This is a genomic window from Streptomyces sp. NPDC007905 (assembly GCF_042959345.1).
Taxonomy (GTDB): Bacteria; Actinomycetota; Actinomycetes; order Streptomycetales; family Streptomycetaceae; genus Streptomyces.
Window position 1 is genome coordinate 100,403 of sequence record NZ_JBIBKS010000003.1, and the last position, 14,010, is coordinate 114,412.

The 14,010-nt window shown below is 71.5% G+C and carries 14 protein-coding genes; 13 read left to right on the plus strand and 1 reads right to left on the minus strand.

What is annotated here, in order from left to right; genetic code table 11:
- Positions 1 to 14: 14 nt before the first annotated feature.
- From ACFZDC_RS06870 to ACFZDC_RS06925, 12 genes are all read left to right on the plus strand, one after another.
- On the plus strand, positions 15 to 587 hold the full coding sequence (locus ACFZDC_RS06870) for a GNAT family N-acetyltransferase (protein WP_391320894.1): 573 nt from the start codon (positions 15 to 17) through the stop codon (positions 585 to 587).
- A 127-nt stretch (positions 588 to 714) separates the two neighbouring features.
- Positions 715 to 798: a putative leader peptide gene (locus ACFZDC_RS06875; protein ID WP_309486338.1), complete on the plus strand. Its 84-nt coding sequence runs from the start codon at positions 715 to 717 to the stop codon at positions 796 to 798.
- 126 nt (positions 799 to 924) lie between these two features.
- The gene (locus tag ACFZDC_RS06880; protein ID WP_391320896.1) at positions 925 to 2,622 is read left to right on the plus strand and encodes a nitrite/sulfite reductase; all 1,698 of its coding nucleotides are present in this window, start codon (positions 925 to 927) and stop codon (positions 2,620 to 2,622) included.
- Positions 2,619 to 2,801 carry a hypothetical protein gene (locus ACFZDC_RS06885; protein ID WP_391320898.1) on the plus strand — a complete coding sequence of 61 codons (183 nt, stop codon included), beginning with the start codon at positions 2,619 to 2,621 and terminating at the stop codon, positions 2,799 to 2,801. The genes ACFZDC_RS06880 and ACFZDC_RS06885 overlap by 4 nt, the downstream gene beginning before the upstream one ends.
- Positions 2,798 to 3,514, plus strand: a complete 717-nt coding sequence (locus ACFZDC_RS06890; protein ID WP_391320900.1) for a phosphoadenylyl-sulfate reductase — start codon at positions 2,798 to 2,800, stop codon at positions 3,512 to 3,514. Before ACFZDC_RS06885 ends, ACFZDC_RS06890 begins: the two co-directional genes overlap by 4 nt.
- A 26-nt stretch (positions 3,515 to 3,540) precedes the next feature.
- On the plus strand, positions 3,541 to 4,077 hold the full coding sequence (gene cysC / locus ACFZDC_RS06895; protein ID WP_391320902.1) for an adenylyl-sulfate kinase: 537 nt from the start codon (positions 3,541 to 3,543) through the stop codon (positions 4,075 to 4,077).
- Complete coding sequence (gene cysD, locus ACFZDC_RS06900; RefSeq protein ID WP_391320904.1) at positions 4,074 to 5,018, plus strand: sulfate adenylyltransferase subunit CysD; 945 nt, start codon at positions 4,074 to 4,076, stop codon at positions 5,016 to 5,018. Before cysC ends, cysD begins: the two co-directional genes overlap by 4 nt.
- A gap of 2 nt (positions 5,019 to 5,020) precedes the next feature.
- Complete coding sequence (locus ACFZDC_RS06905) at positions 5,021 to 6,355, plus strand: GTP-binding protein (protein ID WP_391320906.1); 1,335 nt, start codon at positions 5,021 to 5,023, stop codon at positions 6,353 to 6,355.
- A 234-nt stretch (positions 6,356 to 6,589) separates the two neighbouring features.
- Positions 6,590 to 7,702 (plus strand): aliphatic sulfonate ABC transporter substrate-binding protein, encoded by a 1,113-nt coding sequence (locus ACFZDC_RS06910; RefSeq protein ID WP_391320908.1) that lies wholly within the window; start codon positions 6,590 to 6,592, stop codon positions 7,700 to 7,702.
- Between the two features lie 36 nt (positions 7,703 to 7,738).
- Entirely contained in the window at positions 7,739 to 8,518 is a 780-nt protein-coding gene (locus tag ACFZDC_RS06915) for an ATP-binding cassette domain-containing protein (protein ID WP_391320910.1), read from the plus strand.
- On the plus strand, positions 8,505 to 9,395 hold the full coding sequence (locus tag ACFZDC_RS06920; RefSeq protein ID WP_391320912.1) for an ABC transporter permease subunit: 891 nt from the start codon (positions 8,505 to 8,507) through the stop codon (positions 9,393 to 9,395). The genes ACFZDC_RS06915 and ACFZDC_RS06920 overlap by 14 nt, the downstream gene beginning before the upstream one ends.
- A 6-nt stretch (positions 9,396 to 9,401) precedes the next feature.
- Positions 9,402 to 10,142 carry a CbiX/SirB N-terminal domain-containing protein gene (locus ACFZDC_RS06925; protein WP_391320914.1) on the plus strand — a complete coding sequence of 247 codons (741 nt, stop codon included), beginning with the start codon at positions 9,402 to 9,404 and terminating at the stop codon, positions 10,140 to 10,142.
- 30 nt (positions 10,143 to 10,172) lie between these two features.
- On the opposite strand, the gene ACFZDC_RS06930 is transcribed toward ACFZDC_RS06925, so the two are convergent.
- Complete coding sequence (locus ACFZDC_RS06930; protein WP_391320916.1) at positions 10,173 to 11,507, minus strand: S28 family serine protease; 1,335 nt, start codon at positions 11,505 to 11,507, stop codon at positions 10,173 to 10,175.
- Positions 11,508 to 11,800: 293 nt separating this feature from the next.
- On the opposite strand from ACFZDC_RS06930, the gene ACFZDC_RS06935 reads away from it, so the two are divergent.
- Positions 11,801 to 14,008 carry a hypothetical protein gene (locus ACFZDC_RS06935; protein WP_391320918.1) on the plus strand — a complete coding sequence of 736 codons (2,208 nt, stop codon included), beginning with the start codon at positions 11,801 to 11,803 and terminating at the stop codon, positions 14,006 to 14,008.
- Positions 14,009 to 14,010 lie beyond the last annotated feature (2 nt).

A 14,010-nucleotide genomic window follows, 5' to 3' on the forward strand; every position in this document is an offset into this window, starting at 1 on the left:
ATTCCCTGACCGGCATGAGCAGTGTCCCTGTCACCACCTGGTCCCTGGAACAGACCTCGCCGACCGACCTCCTGCCGGCCGCCGCCCCCGACGGCGACGTCCGGATCGTCCGCGCCGAGGTCCCCTCCCCCGAGTTCAGCCGCTTCCTGTACGCCTCGGTCGGCGGCGACATCCGCTGGACGGACCGGCTCGGCTGGAGCTACGCCCGGTGGCAGGAGCACCTGGACCGCCCCGGCGTGGAGACATGGGTGGCCTACGACCACGGCACCCCCGCCGGATACGCCGAACTGGACCCGCAGGACGACGGGGTGGTCGAGATCGTCTACTTCGGTCTGATCCCCGCCTTCCGCGGCCGCCGCATCGGCGGGCACCTGCTGTCGTACGGCGCTGCCCGCGCCTGGGACCTGGCCGAGCGCTGGGCCGAGCGGACGCCGACCAAGCGTGTGTGGCTGCACACCTGCAGCAAGGACGGCGAGTTCGCGATGGACAACTACCTGCGGCGGGGCTTCACCCTGTTCGACACCAAGGTGGAGGAGGAGGCCGAGGTGTCCGCGCCCGGCCCCTGGCCCGGGGCCTACCCCGCCTGACCTGCTCCGACAAGCCGTCTCGCACGGCATGTGACCGAAGACACCCTTGTTCCACATTGCGGGACAAGGGTGTCCGCATGATGGACGAAGCTGGACTGTGTCCAGATCGCCGTGACACGCTTCCGTCATGTCTGGAACTGGAATTGCCTTGGTGAGTCGGCGGCACGTCGACCTCGGCCGCATGTCCAGCGCCATCTGTCCGGCGAGCTGACCGCACCAGCACCGCCGAGACCTCCTCACCCGTCTTCCTGCTGCGCAAGGACGCGCACGCATGCCCTCATGCGCGCGTACCCGCAGGTCAGAGCCGCTTTCCGCCTGTCTTGAAGGACGTAGAACCATGGCCGCCACCCCGCAGAACCCTGCCGCCTCCGCGCCCCGCCGCAAGGTGAGCCGTCACCGCGGTGAGGGTCAGTGGGCCGCGGGCCACTTCACCCCGCTCAACGGCAACGAACAGTTCAAGAAGGACGACGACGGTCTCAATGTGCGGACACGCATTGAGACGATCTACTCCAAGCGCGGCTTCGACTCCATCGACCCGAACGACCTGCGCGGCCGGATGCGCTGGTGGGGGCTGTACACCCAGCGCCGTCCCGGGATCGACGGCGGCAAGACCGCCATCCTGGAGCCGGAGGAGCTGGACGACACGTACTTCATGCTGCGGGTGCGGATCGACGGCGGGGCGCTGACGACGCAGCAGCTGCGGGTGATCGGCGAGATCTCCCAGGAGTTCGCCCGCGGCACCGCGGACATCACCGACCGGCAGAACATCCAGTACCACTGGATCCGGATCGAGGACGTGCCGGAGATCTGGGAGCGGCTGGAGGGCGTCGGCCTGTCGACCGTCACCGCCTGCGGTGACACCCCGCGTGTGATGATCGGTTCGCCGGTCGCCGGCATCGCCGAGGACGAGATCATCGACGCCACCCCGGCGCTGGAGGAGATGAAGCGCCGGGTCCTGAACAACAAGGCGTACTCGAACCTGCCGCGCAAGTTCAAGACGGCCATCTCGGGCTCGCCGGTGCTGGACGTGGTCCACGAGATCAACGACGTGGCGTTCGTCGGCGTACGGCACCCCGAGCACGGCCCGGGCTTCGACGTGTGGGTGGGCGGCGGCCTGTCCACCAACCCCAGGCTGGGCGTGCGCCTGGGCGCCTGGGTGCCGCTGGACGAGGTCCCGGACGTCTACGAGGGCGTGCTGTCGATCTTCCGTGACTACGGCTACCGCCGGCTGCGCAACCGGGCCCGCCTGAAGTTCCTCGTCGCCGACTGGGGCCCGGAGAAGTTCCGCCAGGTGCTGGAGGACGAGTACCTCCAGCGCAAGCTGGTCGACGGACCCGCCCCGGACCAGCCGGTCCAGCAGTGGCGCGACCACATCGGCGTGCACCGGCAGCAGGACGGCCGCTTCTACGTCGGGTTCGCCCCGCGGGTCGGCCGGGTCGACGGCGCCACGCTGACGAAGATCGCCGACCTCGCGGAGTCGCACGGCTCGGGCCGGGTCCGCACCACCGTCGAGCAGAAGATGATCGTCCTCGATGTCGAGGAGGGGCAGGTCGACTCGCTGGTCGAGGGCCTGGAGGCGCTGGACCTCACCGCCCGCCCGTCCTCCTTCCGGCGCGGCACCATGGCCTGCACCGGCATCGAGTTCTGCAAGCTCGCCATCGTCGAGACCAAGGAGCGCGGCTCCCAGCTCATCGACGAACTGGAGCGCCGTCTGCCGGACTTCGACCAGCCGATCACCATCAACCTCAACGGCTGCCCGAACGCCTGCGCCCGCATCCAGGTCGCGGACATCGGTCTCAAGGGCCAGCTGGTCCTGGACAGGGACGGCAACCAGGTCGAGGGCTACCAGGTGCACCTCGGCGGTGCCCTTGGCCTGGAGGCGGGCTTCGGCCGCAAGGTGCGCGGCCTGAAGGTCACCTCGGACGAGCTGCCCGACTACGTCGAGCGTGTCCTCAAGCGCTACCAGGCCGAGCGCGAGGACGGCGAGCGCTTCGCGACCTGGGCGGCGCGGGCTTCCGAGGAGGCGCTGTCGTGACCGAGCGGGCCGCACCTTTCTACTGCCCCTACTGCGGTGACGAGGACCTGCGTCCGAGCGAGCAGGGCCACGGCGCCTGGGAATGCGGGGCGTGCAACCGCGCATTCCAGCTGAAGTTCCTCGGGCTGCTCGCCCGGGGTCTGCAGCGAGCCGACAACGGAGGGGACGACCGCACATGACGACCGCTCAGGAAAAGCACACGACCGAGCAGTTGAAGGCGCTCGCCGAGCAGGCGGGCCGTGATCTGGAGGACGCCCCCGCCCTGGAGATCCTGCAGTGGGCGGTGGACACCTTCGGCGAGAAGTTCTGCGTCACCTCCTCCATGGAGGACGCCGTGGTCGCCCATCTGGCCTCACGCGTGTCGAAGGGCGTCAAGGTCGATGTGGTGTTCCTCGACACCGGTTACCACTTCCCGGAGACCATCGGCACCCGGGACGCGGTCGAGGCGGTGATGGATGTCAACGTCATCACCCTCACGCCGAAGCAGACGGTCGCGGAACAGGACGCGGAGTACGGCCCGAAGCTGCACGACCGCGACCCCGACCTGTGCTGCAGGTTGCGCAAGGTCCAGCCCCTCGAAGAGGGCCTGAAGGGCTATCAGGCGTGGGCGACCGGCCTGCGCCGCGACGAGTCCCCGACCCGGGCGGACACCCCGGTGGTCGGCTGGGACGAGAAGCGGCAGAAGGTCAAGGTCTCCCCGATCGCCCGCTGGACCCAGGACGACGTCGACGCCTACGTCGCCGAACACGGCGTACTGACCAACCCGTTGCTGATGGACGGCTACGCCTCCATCGGCTGCGCCCCGTGCACCCGCAGGGTCCTGGAGGGCGAGGACGCTCGCGCCGGCCGCTGGGCGGGCCGCGCCAAGACCGAGTGCGGGCTGCACGGATGACGACCGAACAGACACAGGAGAACCACGTGACCACCGGAGCCACCGTCTGGCTCACGGGTCTGCCGAGCGCCGGCAAGACCACCATCGCGTACGAGCTGGCCGGCCGACTGCGCGCCGAGGGCCACCGCGTCGAGGTGCTCGACGGCGACGAGATCCGCGAGTTCATCTCGGCGGGCCTCGGCTTTTCCCGCGAGGACCGGCACACCAACGTGCAGCGCATCGGCTTCGTCGCCGAACTGCTGGCCCGTAACGGCGTCAAGGCGCTGGTCCCGGTGATCGCCCCCTACACGGACAGCCGGGACGCCGTCCGCAAGCGGCACGAGGAGAACGGGACGCCGTACCTGGAGATCCACGTGGCGACCCCGGTCGAGGTCTGCTCGGTGCGGGACGTGAAGGGGCTGTACGCCAAGCAGGCCGCGGGCGAGCTGTCGGGACTGACGGGGGTCGACGACCCGTACGAGGAGCCCGAGACGCCCGATCTGCGGATCGAGTCGCACCACCAGACCGTGCAGGAGTCCGCGGCCACCGTGTACGCCCTGCTCAGCGAGAGGGGACTGGCATGACGACCGTCGCCAAGACCGCGTCGGGCGGTGAGGGTACGGACACCCCCTACGCCCTGTCGCACCTGGACGCGCTGGAGTCCGAGGCGGTGCACATCTTCCGCGAGGTGGCGGGCGAGTTCGAGAACCCGGTGATCCTGTTCTCCGGCGGCAAGGACTCCATCGTCATGCTGCACCTCGCGCTGAAGGCGTTCGCCCCGGCGGCGGTCCCCTTCTCGCTGCTCCATGTGGACACGGGGCACAACTTCCCCGAGGTACTGGAATACCGGGACCGCGTGGTTGCCGCACATGGGCTGCGCCTCCATGTGGCCTCCGTACAGGACTACATCGACCGAGGTGTGCTCAAGGAGCGCCCCGACGGAACCCGCAACCCCCTGCAGACGCTTCCGCTGACGGAGAAGATCCAGAGCGAGAAGTTCGACGCCGTGTTCGGCGGCGGGCGGCGCGACGAGGAGAAGGCCCGCGCCAAGGAGCGGGTGTTCTCGCTGCGGGACGAGTTCTCCCAGTGGGACCCGCGCCGCCAGCGGCCCGAGCTGTGGAACCTGTACAACGGCCGGCACGCCCCCGGCGAGCACGTCCGCGTCTTCCCGCTGTCCAACTGGACCGAGCTGGACGTCTGGCAGTACATCGCCCGCGAAGGCATCGAGCTGCCGGATATCTACTTCGCGCACGAGCGCGACGTGTTCCAGCGCAGCGGCATGTGGCTGACGGCGGGCGAGTGGGGCGGCCCGAAGGCGGGCGAGACCGTCGAGACGCGGCTGGTCCGCTACCGGACCGTCGGTGACATGTCCTGCACGGGCGCGGTCGACTCCGACGCGACCACGCTGGACGCCGTCATCGCCGAGATCGCCGCGTCCCGGCTCACCGAGCGCGGCGCCACGCGTGCCGACGACAAGCTCTCCGAGGCCGCGATGGAAGACCGCAAGCGCGAGGGGTACTTCTAAGCATGAGCACGACCACGACCGAGGCGCTCTCGGCCACCACGCTGCTGCGGTTCGCCACCGCCGGCTCCGTCGACGACGGCAAGTCCACGCTCGTCGGACGGCTGCTGCACGACTCCAAGTCGGTCCTCACCGACCAGCTGGAGGCCGTGGAGCGCGCGTCGGCGAGCCGTGGCCAGGAGGGCCCGGACCTGGCACTGCTCACCGACGGCCTGCGCGCCGAGCGGGAGCAGGGCATCACCATCGACGTCGCCTACCGCTACTTCGCCACGCCCCGCCGCCGGTTCATCCTCGCCGACACGCCCGGCCACGTGCAGTACACCCGCAACATGGTGACGGGTGCCTCCACGGCCGAGCTGACGGTGATCCTGGTCGACGCCCGCAACGGCGTGGTCGAGCAGACCCGCCGGCACGCGGCGATCGCCGCGCTGCTGCGCGTGCCGCACGCGGTCCTCGCCGTCAACAAGATGGACCTCGTCGACTACCAGGAGTCCGTGTTCGCCGCGATCGCCGAGGAGTTCACGGCGTACGCGACCGAGCTGGGCGTGCCCGACGTCACCGCGATCCCGATCTCGGCGCTCGCCGGTGACAACGTGGTGGAGCCGTCCGCCCACATGGACTGGTACGGCGGCCCGACCGTCCTGGAGCACCTGGAGACCGTCCCGGTCAGCCACGACCTGGCGCACTGCCACGCGCGGCTGCCCGTGCAGTACGTGATCCGGCCGCAGACCGCCGAACACCCGGACTACCGGGGTTACGCGGGCCAGATCGCCGCCGGTACGTTCCGCGTGGGCGAGGACGTCACGGTCCTGCCGTCCGGCCGGACCACCAGGATCTCCGGCATCGACCTGCTGGGCGAGCCGGTCGACGTCGCCTGGACGACGCAGTCGGTGACCATCCTGCTCGAGGACGACATCGACGTCTCGCGCGGCGACCTGATCGTGCCGACCAAGGACGCCCCGGCCACCACGCAGGACGTGGAGGGGACCGTCTGCCACGTCGCCGACCAGCCGCTGACCGTCGGGCACCGGGTACTGCTCAAGCACGGCACCCGTACGGTCAAGGCGATCGTCAGGGACATCCCGTCCCGGCTCACGCTCGACGACCTGTCCCTGCACCCGCACCCGGGACAGCTCATCGCGAACGACATCGGCCGGGTGAAGATCCGTACCGCCGAACCGCTGCCGGTCGACTCCTACGCCGACTCGCGCCGCACGGGCTCGTTCATCCTGATCGATCCGAACGACGGCACCACGCTCACCGCGGGCATGGTCGGCGAGTCGTTCGCGTCTCCCGAGCCGGTCAAGGACGAGTCCGACGACGACGGTTGGGACTTCTGAGCATGAACGCCAACGACGTCTACTCGACGTTCGCGAAGGAGGGCGGCCGTGTCGGCAGCGGCGCCCTCGGCAGCGGGCAGGGCGGAGTGGCGCGATGTGTGCGCTGACGTACGCGCACCGCTTGCGCGCCCCGTCCCCCCACCCGACGTCCCGGAAGCGACGAAGACTCTTTGCCGACTCCCGGCCACGACCTGAGAAACCGTGACCGCCGGGCCAACGAGAGGAAACCCTCCCGTGCCTGCCAACCGCTCCAAGCTCCTCCGCCGCGGGATAGCCGCGCTCGCCGCCCTCCCCCTGCTCACCCTCGCCGCCTGCGGCTACGGGTCCGAGTCCAAGGACGACACCGCCAACGCCACGGTCGCCGCCGGCGCCAAGAAGATCGACGGACTGGACTCCGTCAAGATCGGCTACTTCGGCAACCTCACCCACGCGACCGCGCTGGTCGGCAACCAGAAGGGCTTCTTCCAGAAGCAGTTGGGCGCCACCAAGGCCGACTACCAGATCTTCAACGCCGGGCCGTCCGAGATCGAGGCACTGAACTCCGGTTCCATCGACATCGGCTGGATCGGCCCCTCCCCGGCGGTCAACGGCTACACCAAGTCCGACGGCAAGAGCCTGCGCATCATCGGCGGTTCGGCGTCCGGCGGGGTGAAGCTGGTCGTCGACCCGAAGAAGATCAAGTCCCTGAAGGACGTCAAGGGCAAGAAGATCGCGACGCCCCAGCTGGGAAACACGCAGGACGTGGCGTTCCTCAACTGGGTGGCCGAGCAGGGCTGGAAGGTCGACGCCGAGAGCGGCAAGGGCGACGTGTCGGTCGTCCGGACCGACAACAAGGTGACCCCGGACGCGTTCAAGTCCGGCTCCGTCGACGGGGCCTGGGTGCCCGAGCCGACCGCTTCCAAGCTGGTCGCCGAGGGCGGCAAGGTGCTGCTGGACGAATCGACGCTGTGGCCGGGCAAGAAGTTCGTGATCACGAACATCATCGTGTCGCAGAAGTTCCTGAAGGAGCACCCGAAGGCCGTCGAGGCGGTGCTGAAGGCGTCGGTCGAGACCAACAAGTGGATCAACGCCAACCCGGACGAGGCGAAGGCCGCGGTGAACAAGCAGTTGGGCATCGACTCCGGCAAGGAGCTGCCGGCCGGCGTGCTGGACCCGGCGTGGAAGTCCATCCAGATCACGAACGACCCGCTGGCCTCGACCCTCAACACCGAGGCGCAGCACGCCGTCAAGGCCGGTCTGCTGGAGAACCCGAAGCTCGACGGCATCTATGACCTCACCCCCCTGAACAAGGTCCTCGCGGCCGAGGGCGAGTCCTCCGTCAGCGACGCCGGTCTCGGCGTCAAGTAACCCCCGTAGCCGAAGAGTTCCCAGGAGGTGACGACCATGGCCACGACCTTCGCCAAGGCGGCAGCGTCCGTCGAGCACGCGGCGCGCATCGAGCACGTCTCCAAGTCCTTCGCGGGACCCGGCGGGCAGCAGCTCGTCCTGGACGACATCAGCCTCGATGTCGCGCCGGGCGAGTTCGTCACCCTCCTGGGTGCCTCGGGCTGCGGCAAGTCGACCCTGCTGAACCTGGTGGCGGGCCTCGACCAGCCCTCCGCCGGCAGCATCACGACCGAGGGGCGTCCGGCTCTGATGTTCCAGGAGCACGCCCTGTTCCCGTGGCTGACCGCGGGCAAGAACATCGAACTCGCCCTGAAGCTCAGGGGGGTCGCGAAGAACGAACGGCGCGAGCGGGCCGAGCGGCTGCTCGAACTCGTACGCCTGCAGGGGGCGTACGGCAAGCGGGTGCACGAGCTGTCCGGCGGTATGCGGCAGCGCGTGGCCATGGCCCGAGCGCTCGCGCAGGACAGCCAGCTGCTGCTGATGGACGAGCCGTTCGCGGCGCTGGACGCGATCACTCGCGACCTGCTGCACGACGAACTGACCCGGATCTGGGAGGAGACGGGCCTGTCCGTCCTTTTCGTCACGCACAACGTGCGCGAGGCGGTGCGGCTCGCACAGCGGGTGGTGCTGCTGTCGTCCCGCCCGGGCCGGGTGGCCCGCGAGTGGCAGGTGGACATTCCGCAGCCGCGGCGCATCGAGGACGCGCCGGTTGCCGAACTGTCCCTCGAGATCACCGAAGTCCTGCGTGGGGAGATCCGCCGTCATGGCCAGCACTGACACAGCGAAGGCCGATCCGCAGGAGGCGGCGAGCGTCGAGGCGGGCCTGGACGCCCTGGAGGCCGGCGTCGTCGGCCGGACGTCGTTCCGGCAGACCTTCACCGGCAAGATCCTGCCGCCGATCGTCGCCACCGCGGTGGTGCTGGTCGTCTGGCAGGCGCTCATCTCGTTCAAGATCGTCGACGATCCGACGAAGCTGCCCTCCCCTGCCGACGTGGGCAACGAGTTCAAGGACGCCTGGCTGGAAGGCAAGCTGCTCGGCTACATCTGGACCAGCGTCTCGCGCGGTCTGCTGGGATTCCTGTTCGCGCTGGCCATCGGCACGCCGCTGGGGCTGCTGGTGGCCCGGGTGAAGTTCCTGCGGGCGGCCATCGGTCCGGTGCTGTCCGGTCTGCAGTCGCTGCCGTCGGTGGCGTGGGTGCCGCCGGCCGTGATCTGGCTGGGCCTGGACAACCAGATGATGTACGCGGTGATCCTGCTCGGCGCCGTCCCCTCCATCGCCAACGGTCTGGTCTCCGGCATCGACCAGGTGCCGCCGCTGTTCCTGCGCGCCGGCCGCACGATGGGCGCGACGGGCCTGAGGGGCGCCTGGCACATCGTCCTGCCGGCGGCGCTGCCGGGCTATCTCGCGGGCCTGAAGCAGGGCTGGGCCTTCTCCTGGCGCTCACTGATGGCGGCGGAGATCATCGCCTCCTCCCCCGACCTGGGCATCGGCCTGGGCGCGCTGCTGGAGAACGGCCGCAACGCCAGTTCCATGTCCATGGTGTTCGAGGCGATCTTCCTGATCCTGTTCGTCGGCATCGCCATCGACCTGCTGATCTTCAGCCCGCTGGAGCGGTGGGTGCTGCGCACTCGCGGCCTGCTGGTGAAGAGCTGAACCGCCATGCACCGTCAGCCGGTTCTCCTCGTCGTCGCCCACGGCAGCCGCGACCCGCGGCACGCCGCGACCGTGCACGCCCTCGTGAAGCGGGTACGCGCACTGCGGCCCGGCCTGCGCGTGGAGACCGGCTTCCTCGACTTCACCATCCCGTCCGTGCACGGGGTGCTGGAGTCGCTGGCGGCGGAGGGCGTGCGTGACGTCGTCGCCCTGCCCCTGCTGCTGACCCGCGCGTTCCACGCCAAGGCGGACATCCCCGCGGTCCTGCGGGACGCGCCGCCTCGGCTGCGGATCCGGCAGGCGGACGTGCTCGGCCCGTCCCCGCTGCTGCTGTCGGCGCTGGAGCGGCGCCTGTACGAGGCGGGGTTGACGCCCGCCGACAAGTCCTCGACCGGGGTCGTACTGGCCTCGGCGGGGTCCTCCGACCCGGAGGCGATCGCAGTGATCGCCGACATCGCGCGGGAGTGGTGGCACACCGGTTGGTGCGCCGTGCGACCTGCGTTCGCCTCCGCATCCCTTCCCCGTACCGAGGACGCGGTACAGGAATTGCGCGCCCTCGGCTGCGAGCGGGTCGCCGTGGCGCCGTACGTGCTGGCCCCCGGTTTCCTGCCGGACCGCATCGCGCGCGGCGCGGCCGCGGCGGATGTCCTGGCCGGCGTGCTCGGCCCCGCGCCGGAGGTGGCTCGGGTACTGCTGGAGCGGTACGACGCGGCGGCCCTGCCGGTACCGGCGGTCCTGGGCGCCTAGGATCTGCCGACCTGCCGCTGGGAGGCGGCTTCAGGAACCGGCGGTCCAGTGGGTGAGGAGGGCGACGGCTTCGGCGCGGTCGCCGGTCGAGAGACCGCCGATGGTGGCGTGGTGGGTGGCGCCGGGAGCCCACAGGACGCGCGAGTCCGGGGAGTCGGGGTGGAAGGACTCGGCGACCGCCGGGTCCTCGGTGCCGTTGACGAACAGCAGACGGCTGCCGCGGCGGCGGACCCAGTGGTCGCTGTCGGGCATCGCGGCGGAGTCGAAGCGCATCGGGATGTCGCGCCGGACGAAGGTACGGGGGCCGCATGGCATCCGGGTGGCGCAGCAGGTCGGCCAGATGGGCGGTGGGCACGTCCAAGTAGCCGAGCTGCGTGCCGAGTTGGTAGAAGTACGGGATGTACTGCCGTGCCACCGAGTCGGCGTAGACGGGCAGTGCGGCGGTGTCGTCCAGCCACGCGTACAACGCGTCGGTGCTCGCGTCCGGGCCGGGAACGGCAGAGCTGTCCGCGGCGGAACCTTCTGCCAGAACATGAACGCCGCGCGCAGCACGGCGATCTCGAGCGCCTTGTCGGCGCTGCCGACGAGGTCGAAGGCGGTACCGGTGGAGGCTGCCCAGGCCTGGTAGCGGGCGGCCATGTCGGCGCGACGGAGCAGGATCTGCCGTTGCGCCGTCCTGAGGGCGTCGCGGCAGGCGGCGGTGCCCACGGTGTCCAGGAAGCGGAGGTGGGCGGAGTCGTCCCGGTCGTCGACGTTGTTCGGAGCGGAGTAGGCCACGGTGCCGTCCACATCGTGCGGGTGGAAACGGCGGTGGTGGACGCCGGCCATACCGCCCTTGCTGCCGCCGGTGGAGATCCAGGCGCCGGGATACGGCGCGCGGAAGAGGCGCACGACGCGGTGGTGGTCGTCGGCGGCCTGCCGGACGGTCAGATGGCGGTAGTCGAGCGCGGCCGGGCGCGAGGTGCCGAAGTAGCGGTGCTCGACCTGGAGCTGGTTGCCGCCCAGCAGCACGGTGGGTTCGGCCCGCCGGGGCGAGAGCGCCGCCTCGTACCCGGTCGTGAACAGGACGGTGGGGCGGTCGGCGCAGGTGTGGAGGAGGAGCAGGCGCTGCTCGAAGGTGCCGGCCGCCGGGTCCCGGTGGTCGACCGGCTGGCGCAGTCCGAGGACGAAGAAGCGGTGCCCCGGCTCCGCTCCCGGCCGCTCCTCGACGACCCGCAGCCCCGGCAGGGCGCGCAGGCGTTCCACGACATCGTCGTGCCCGGACCGGATCCCGCTCGGGGCCCACGCAGGCACGCCCGTCGTGGCGGCGAGGCCGGCCGCCGAGGCCGCCGACTGCAACAGACGGCGTCGCGCCCAGGTACCCATGGTGAATCCTCCCCTGTGACGGCCGCACCGGTGACGTCGTGTCCCGTCGCCGCGGCCCCGGCCGTGGATGGCCGACCGCTTCAGTACAGCCGCCGGGGCGGCGCGGAAGGATCCCGCGCGCGAGGGGACCGTCTCCCCCGGCCGGGGGAGGCGACCCGCGGTGCGGCCGGCAGGGCAGGCACCGCTGGTCGCGGCCCGTCCCGACCTGTTCGGGTTCCCCGAAACCCCTTCCTGGTCACGTCCGGATCTGCTGGGATGGTCCTTCGAAGCACTATCGGGGGAGAACGGTGCGCGTGGCCGGTCAGGAGTTCGGGCATCACCTGGGGCTGCCCAGGGCGCTGTCGGGTCTGCCGCTGAGCCCCCTCGTGCCCGGTTACGGCACCCTCGCCGGCGCCCAGCACACGGCGGGGTTACGCCACCTCGGCGAGGTTCTGGACGCCTCACCCGTGGGGTTACGGGTCCTGGACGGGCTGTACGTGCCGGCGGGTCCGCGGGGCAGGCGCCGGGTGGACGGGCCGTTCCTGGACGGACTGGCCCGGGGGTCCGGCCCGGGCGCCCCGCTCGCCGCGCGGCTGGCCGAGCTGCACCGGCGCGATCCACAGGTCCTGCGCCGGGTCGTCCTCTACCAGTTGATCGGCCTGCTGCAGGACCACCCGACCTCCCAACGTCCGCGTCTCGCAGCCGAGTTGGGAGTGCATGCCGACGAGATCGCCGGACTGGTGGCGGCCGCCCGGCTGCGGCCGGTCCTGGACCGGCGCGGGCGCGATGCCGCCGAGTCGCTCGCCGACGCCCGCGAGCGGCGCCGGCTGCACCGGCTGCGCACGCTGCTCGACCGGCTGCCCACGGACGGCGGTGACCCGGCGCTGGCCGCGCTGCGCACGGAACTCGCCGACCGGCTGGCCCTGGTCGAGGACCTCCTGCGGTCCGCCCGGCAGGCCGAGGAGCAGGGCCGCAGGGAGGGTGCGAGCAGCGGGTACCTGGAGGCGTTGTGCGAGGCGGCCGACGACCGGCGCGCCCTGCGCGGCCTGGTTCGGGTGCACCGGCCCGAGTCCGGACACCGCCCCCTGCTGCGGGCCGAACCGCGGCCGGACCACGTGGAGTTGGCCTGGCAGGACGGGAACGACGTACCGGACGAGTGGCGGCTGCTGCGGCTGCAGCGCACGGAGCGGGGCAGACCCGTCGTACGGAGCGTGCCCGGCGCGGACCCGACGGCGGCCGGGACGGTGCGGGACAAGGACGCCCCGCTCGGCGCCAGGGTGCGTTATGCGGCGCTGCCGTTGCGGGACGGGCGGGTGGCGGGGCCGCCGCTGGTGTCACGGCAGCTGCTGGTCGCCCCGGAGGTGGGGCACCCGGTACTGACGGACGGCCCGGGGCGGATCCACTGCGCCTGGCAGCGGCCGACGGGCGCCACGGACGTCACGGTCGAGCCCACGGAGCGGGACGGGGCCGACTTCCACCTCGTACCGGGGCCCGACGGGTTCACCGTCACCGGCCTGCCGCCCGGCCCGCACTCCTTCCGTGTCGTCAGCCACTACAAGGCGCCCGACGGCAGCCGGGTCACCTCACCGGGCCTGCGTGTGACCGGGACCGTCCACCCCTGGCCCGAGCCCGTGCGCACCCTCACCGCGCGCCCCGGCGGCGGGGCCGTGCGGTTCGCCTGGACGGGTGGGCGGGACGCCGAGGTGCGGCTCGTGGTGTGGCCCGGGCAGGCGCCCGCACCGGGCACCGAACTGCGCACCCAGGAGTTGCCCGCCCCGCTGGACTGGCCCGAGAAGGCGGGCGCCCTGTGCCCTCCGCCCGGCGCCTACGCCGAGGTCGCCGCCGTCGCCGTACTCGGTGCGCGGGCGCTCGCCGGGCCGGTCGTCGGCGTGGAGGCCGTGCACGCCGTGCTCGGACTGGCCGCCGGCCGGCTGCCGGACGGGCAGGCGCAGGTCACGCTGGACTGGCCCGACGGCGCCGGGCACCTCGTGGTCACCTGGGCGGCCCTGGACGGCGAGGAGACCGGCGGTGAGCGGACGCTGACCGCGCACGCCTACCGGCGCGGCGGGCTGCGGCTGCCCGTCGGCCCGGGAGCGGTGCGGATCCGGGCGGCGACCGTGCCCCGGGTGGCCGGGGCCGTCGTGGTGGTGCCCGACGCGGCCGAGGCGCTGCTGCCGCCGGACGCGGCCATACGGTACCAACTGGTCCGCCCGCAGCGGCGGTTCCTCGGCCGGGGGCGCGCCCTGCTGCGGGTCAGCCTCGCCGCGCCGGGCACGCTCGGGGAGGTACCGGAGTTCGTGTGCGTGGCACGCGGCGGCACGCTCCGCCCGCGCAGCGCCGCCGACGGCACGACCGTGCTGCGCATACCCGGGCCCGACCTGGCGCGGCACGGGACCGTCGAACAGGAGCTGCCGGCCTCCCCCTGCCCGGCCCCCTACACGCTGCGCGGCTTCCTGCTCGGGGAGCACGCGGCCTCGGTGCGACTGGAAGAACCCTCTCTCGCGAGCCTGGTGGTGCGCTGAGC

Bases quoted from the DNA above. Each gene is read 5' to 3' on its own strand.
- ACFZDC_RS06870 (WP_391320894.1), top strand. From the start codon at position 15: ATGAGCAGTGTCCCTGTCACCACCTGGTCCCTGGAACAGACCTCGCCG.
- ACFZDC_RS06875 (WP_309486338.1), top strand. From the start codon at position 715: ATGTCTGGAACTGGAATTGCCTTGGTGAGTCGGCGGCACGTCGACCTC.
- ACFZDC_RS06880 (WP_391320896.1), top strand. From the start codon at position 925: ATGGCCGCCACCCCGCAGAACCCTGCCGCCTCCGCGCCCCGCCGCAAG.
- ACFZDC_RS06890 (WP_391320900.1), top strand. From the start codon at position 2,798: ATGACGACCGCTCAGGAAAAGCACACGACCGAGCAGTTGAAGGCGCTC.
- cysD (WP_391320904.1), top strand. From the start codon at position 4,074: ATGACGACCGTCGCCAAGACCGCGTCGGGCGGTGAGGGTACGGACACC.
- ACFZDC_RS06905 (WP_391320906.1), top strand. From the start codon at position 5,021: ATGAGCACGACCACGACCGAGGCGCTCTCGGCCACCACGCTGCTGCGG.
- ACFZDC_RS06915 (WP_391320910.1), top strand. From the start codon at position 7,739: ATGGCCACGACCTTCGCCAAGGCGGCAGCGTCCGTCGAGCACGCGGCG.
- ACFZDC_RS06920 (WP_391320912.1), top strand. From the start codon at position 8,505: ATGGCCAGCACTGACACAGCGAAGGCCGATCCGCAGGAGGCGGCGAGC.
- ACFZDC_RS06925 (WP_391320914.1), top strand. From the start codon at position 9,402: ATGCACCGTCAGCCGGTTCTCCTCGTCGTCGCCCACGGCAGCCGCGAC.
- ACFZDC_RS06930 (WP_391320916.1), bottom strand. From the start codon at position 11,507: ATGGGTACCTGGGCGCGACGCCGTCTGTTGCAGTCGGCGGCCTCGGCG.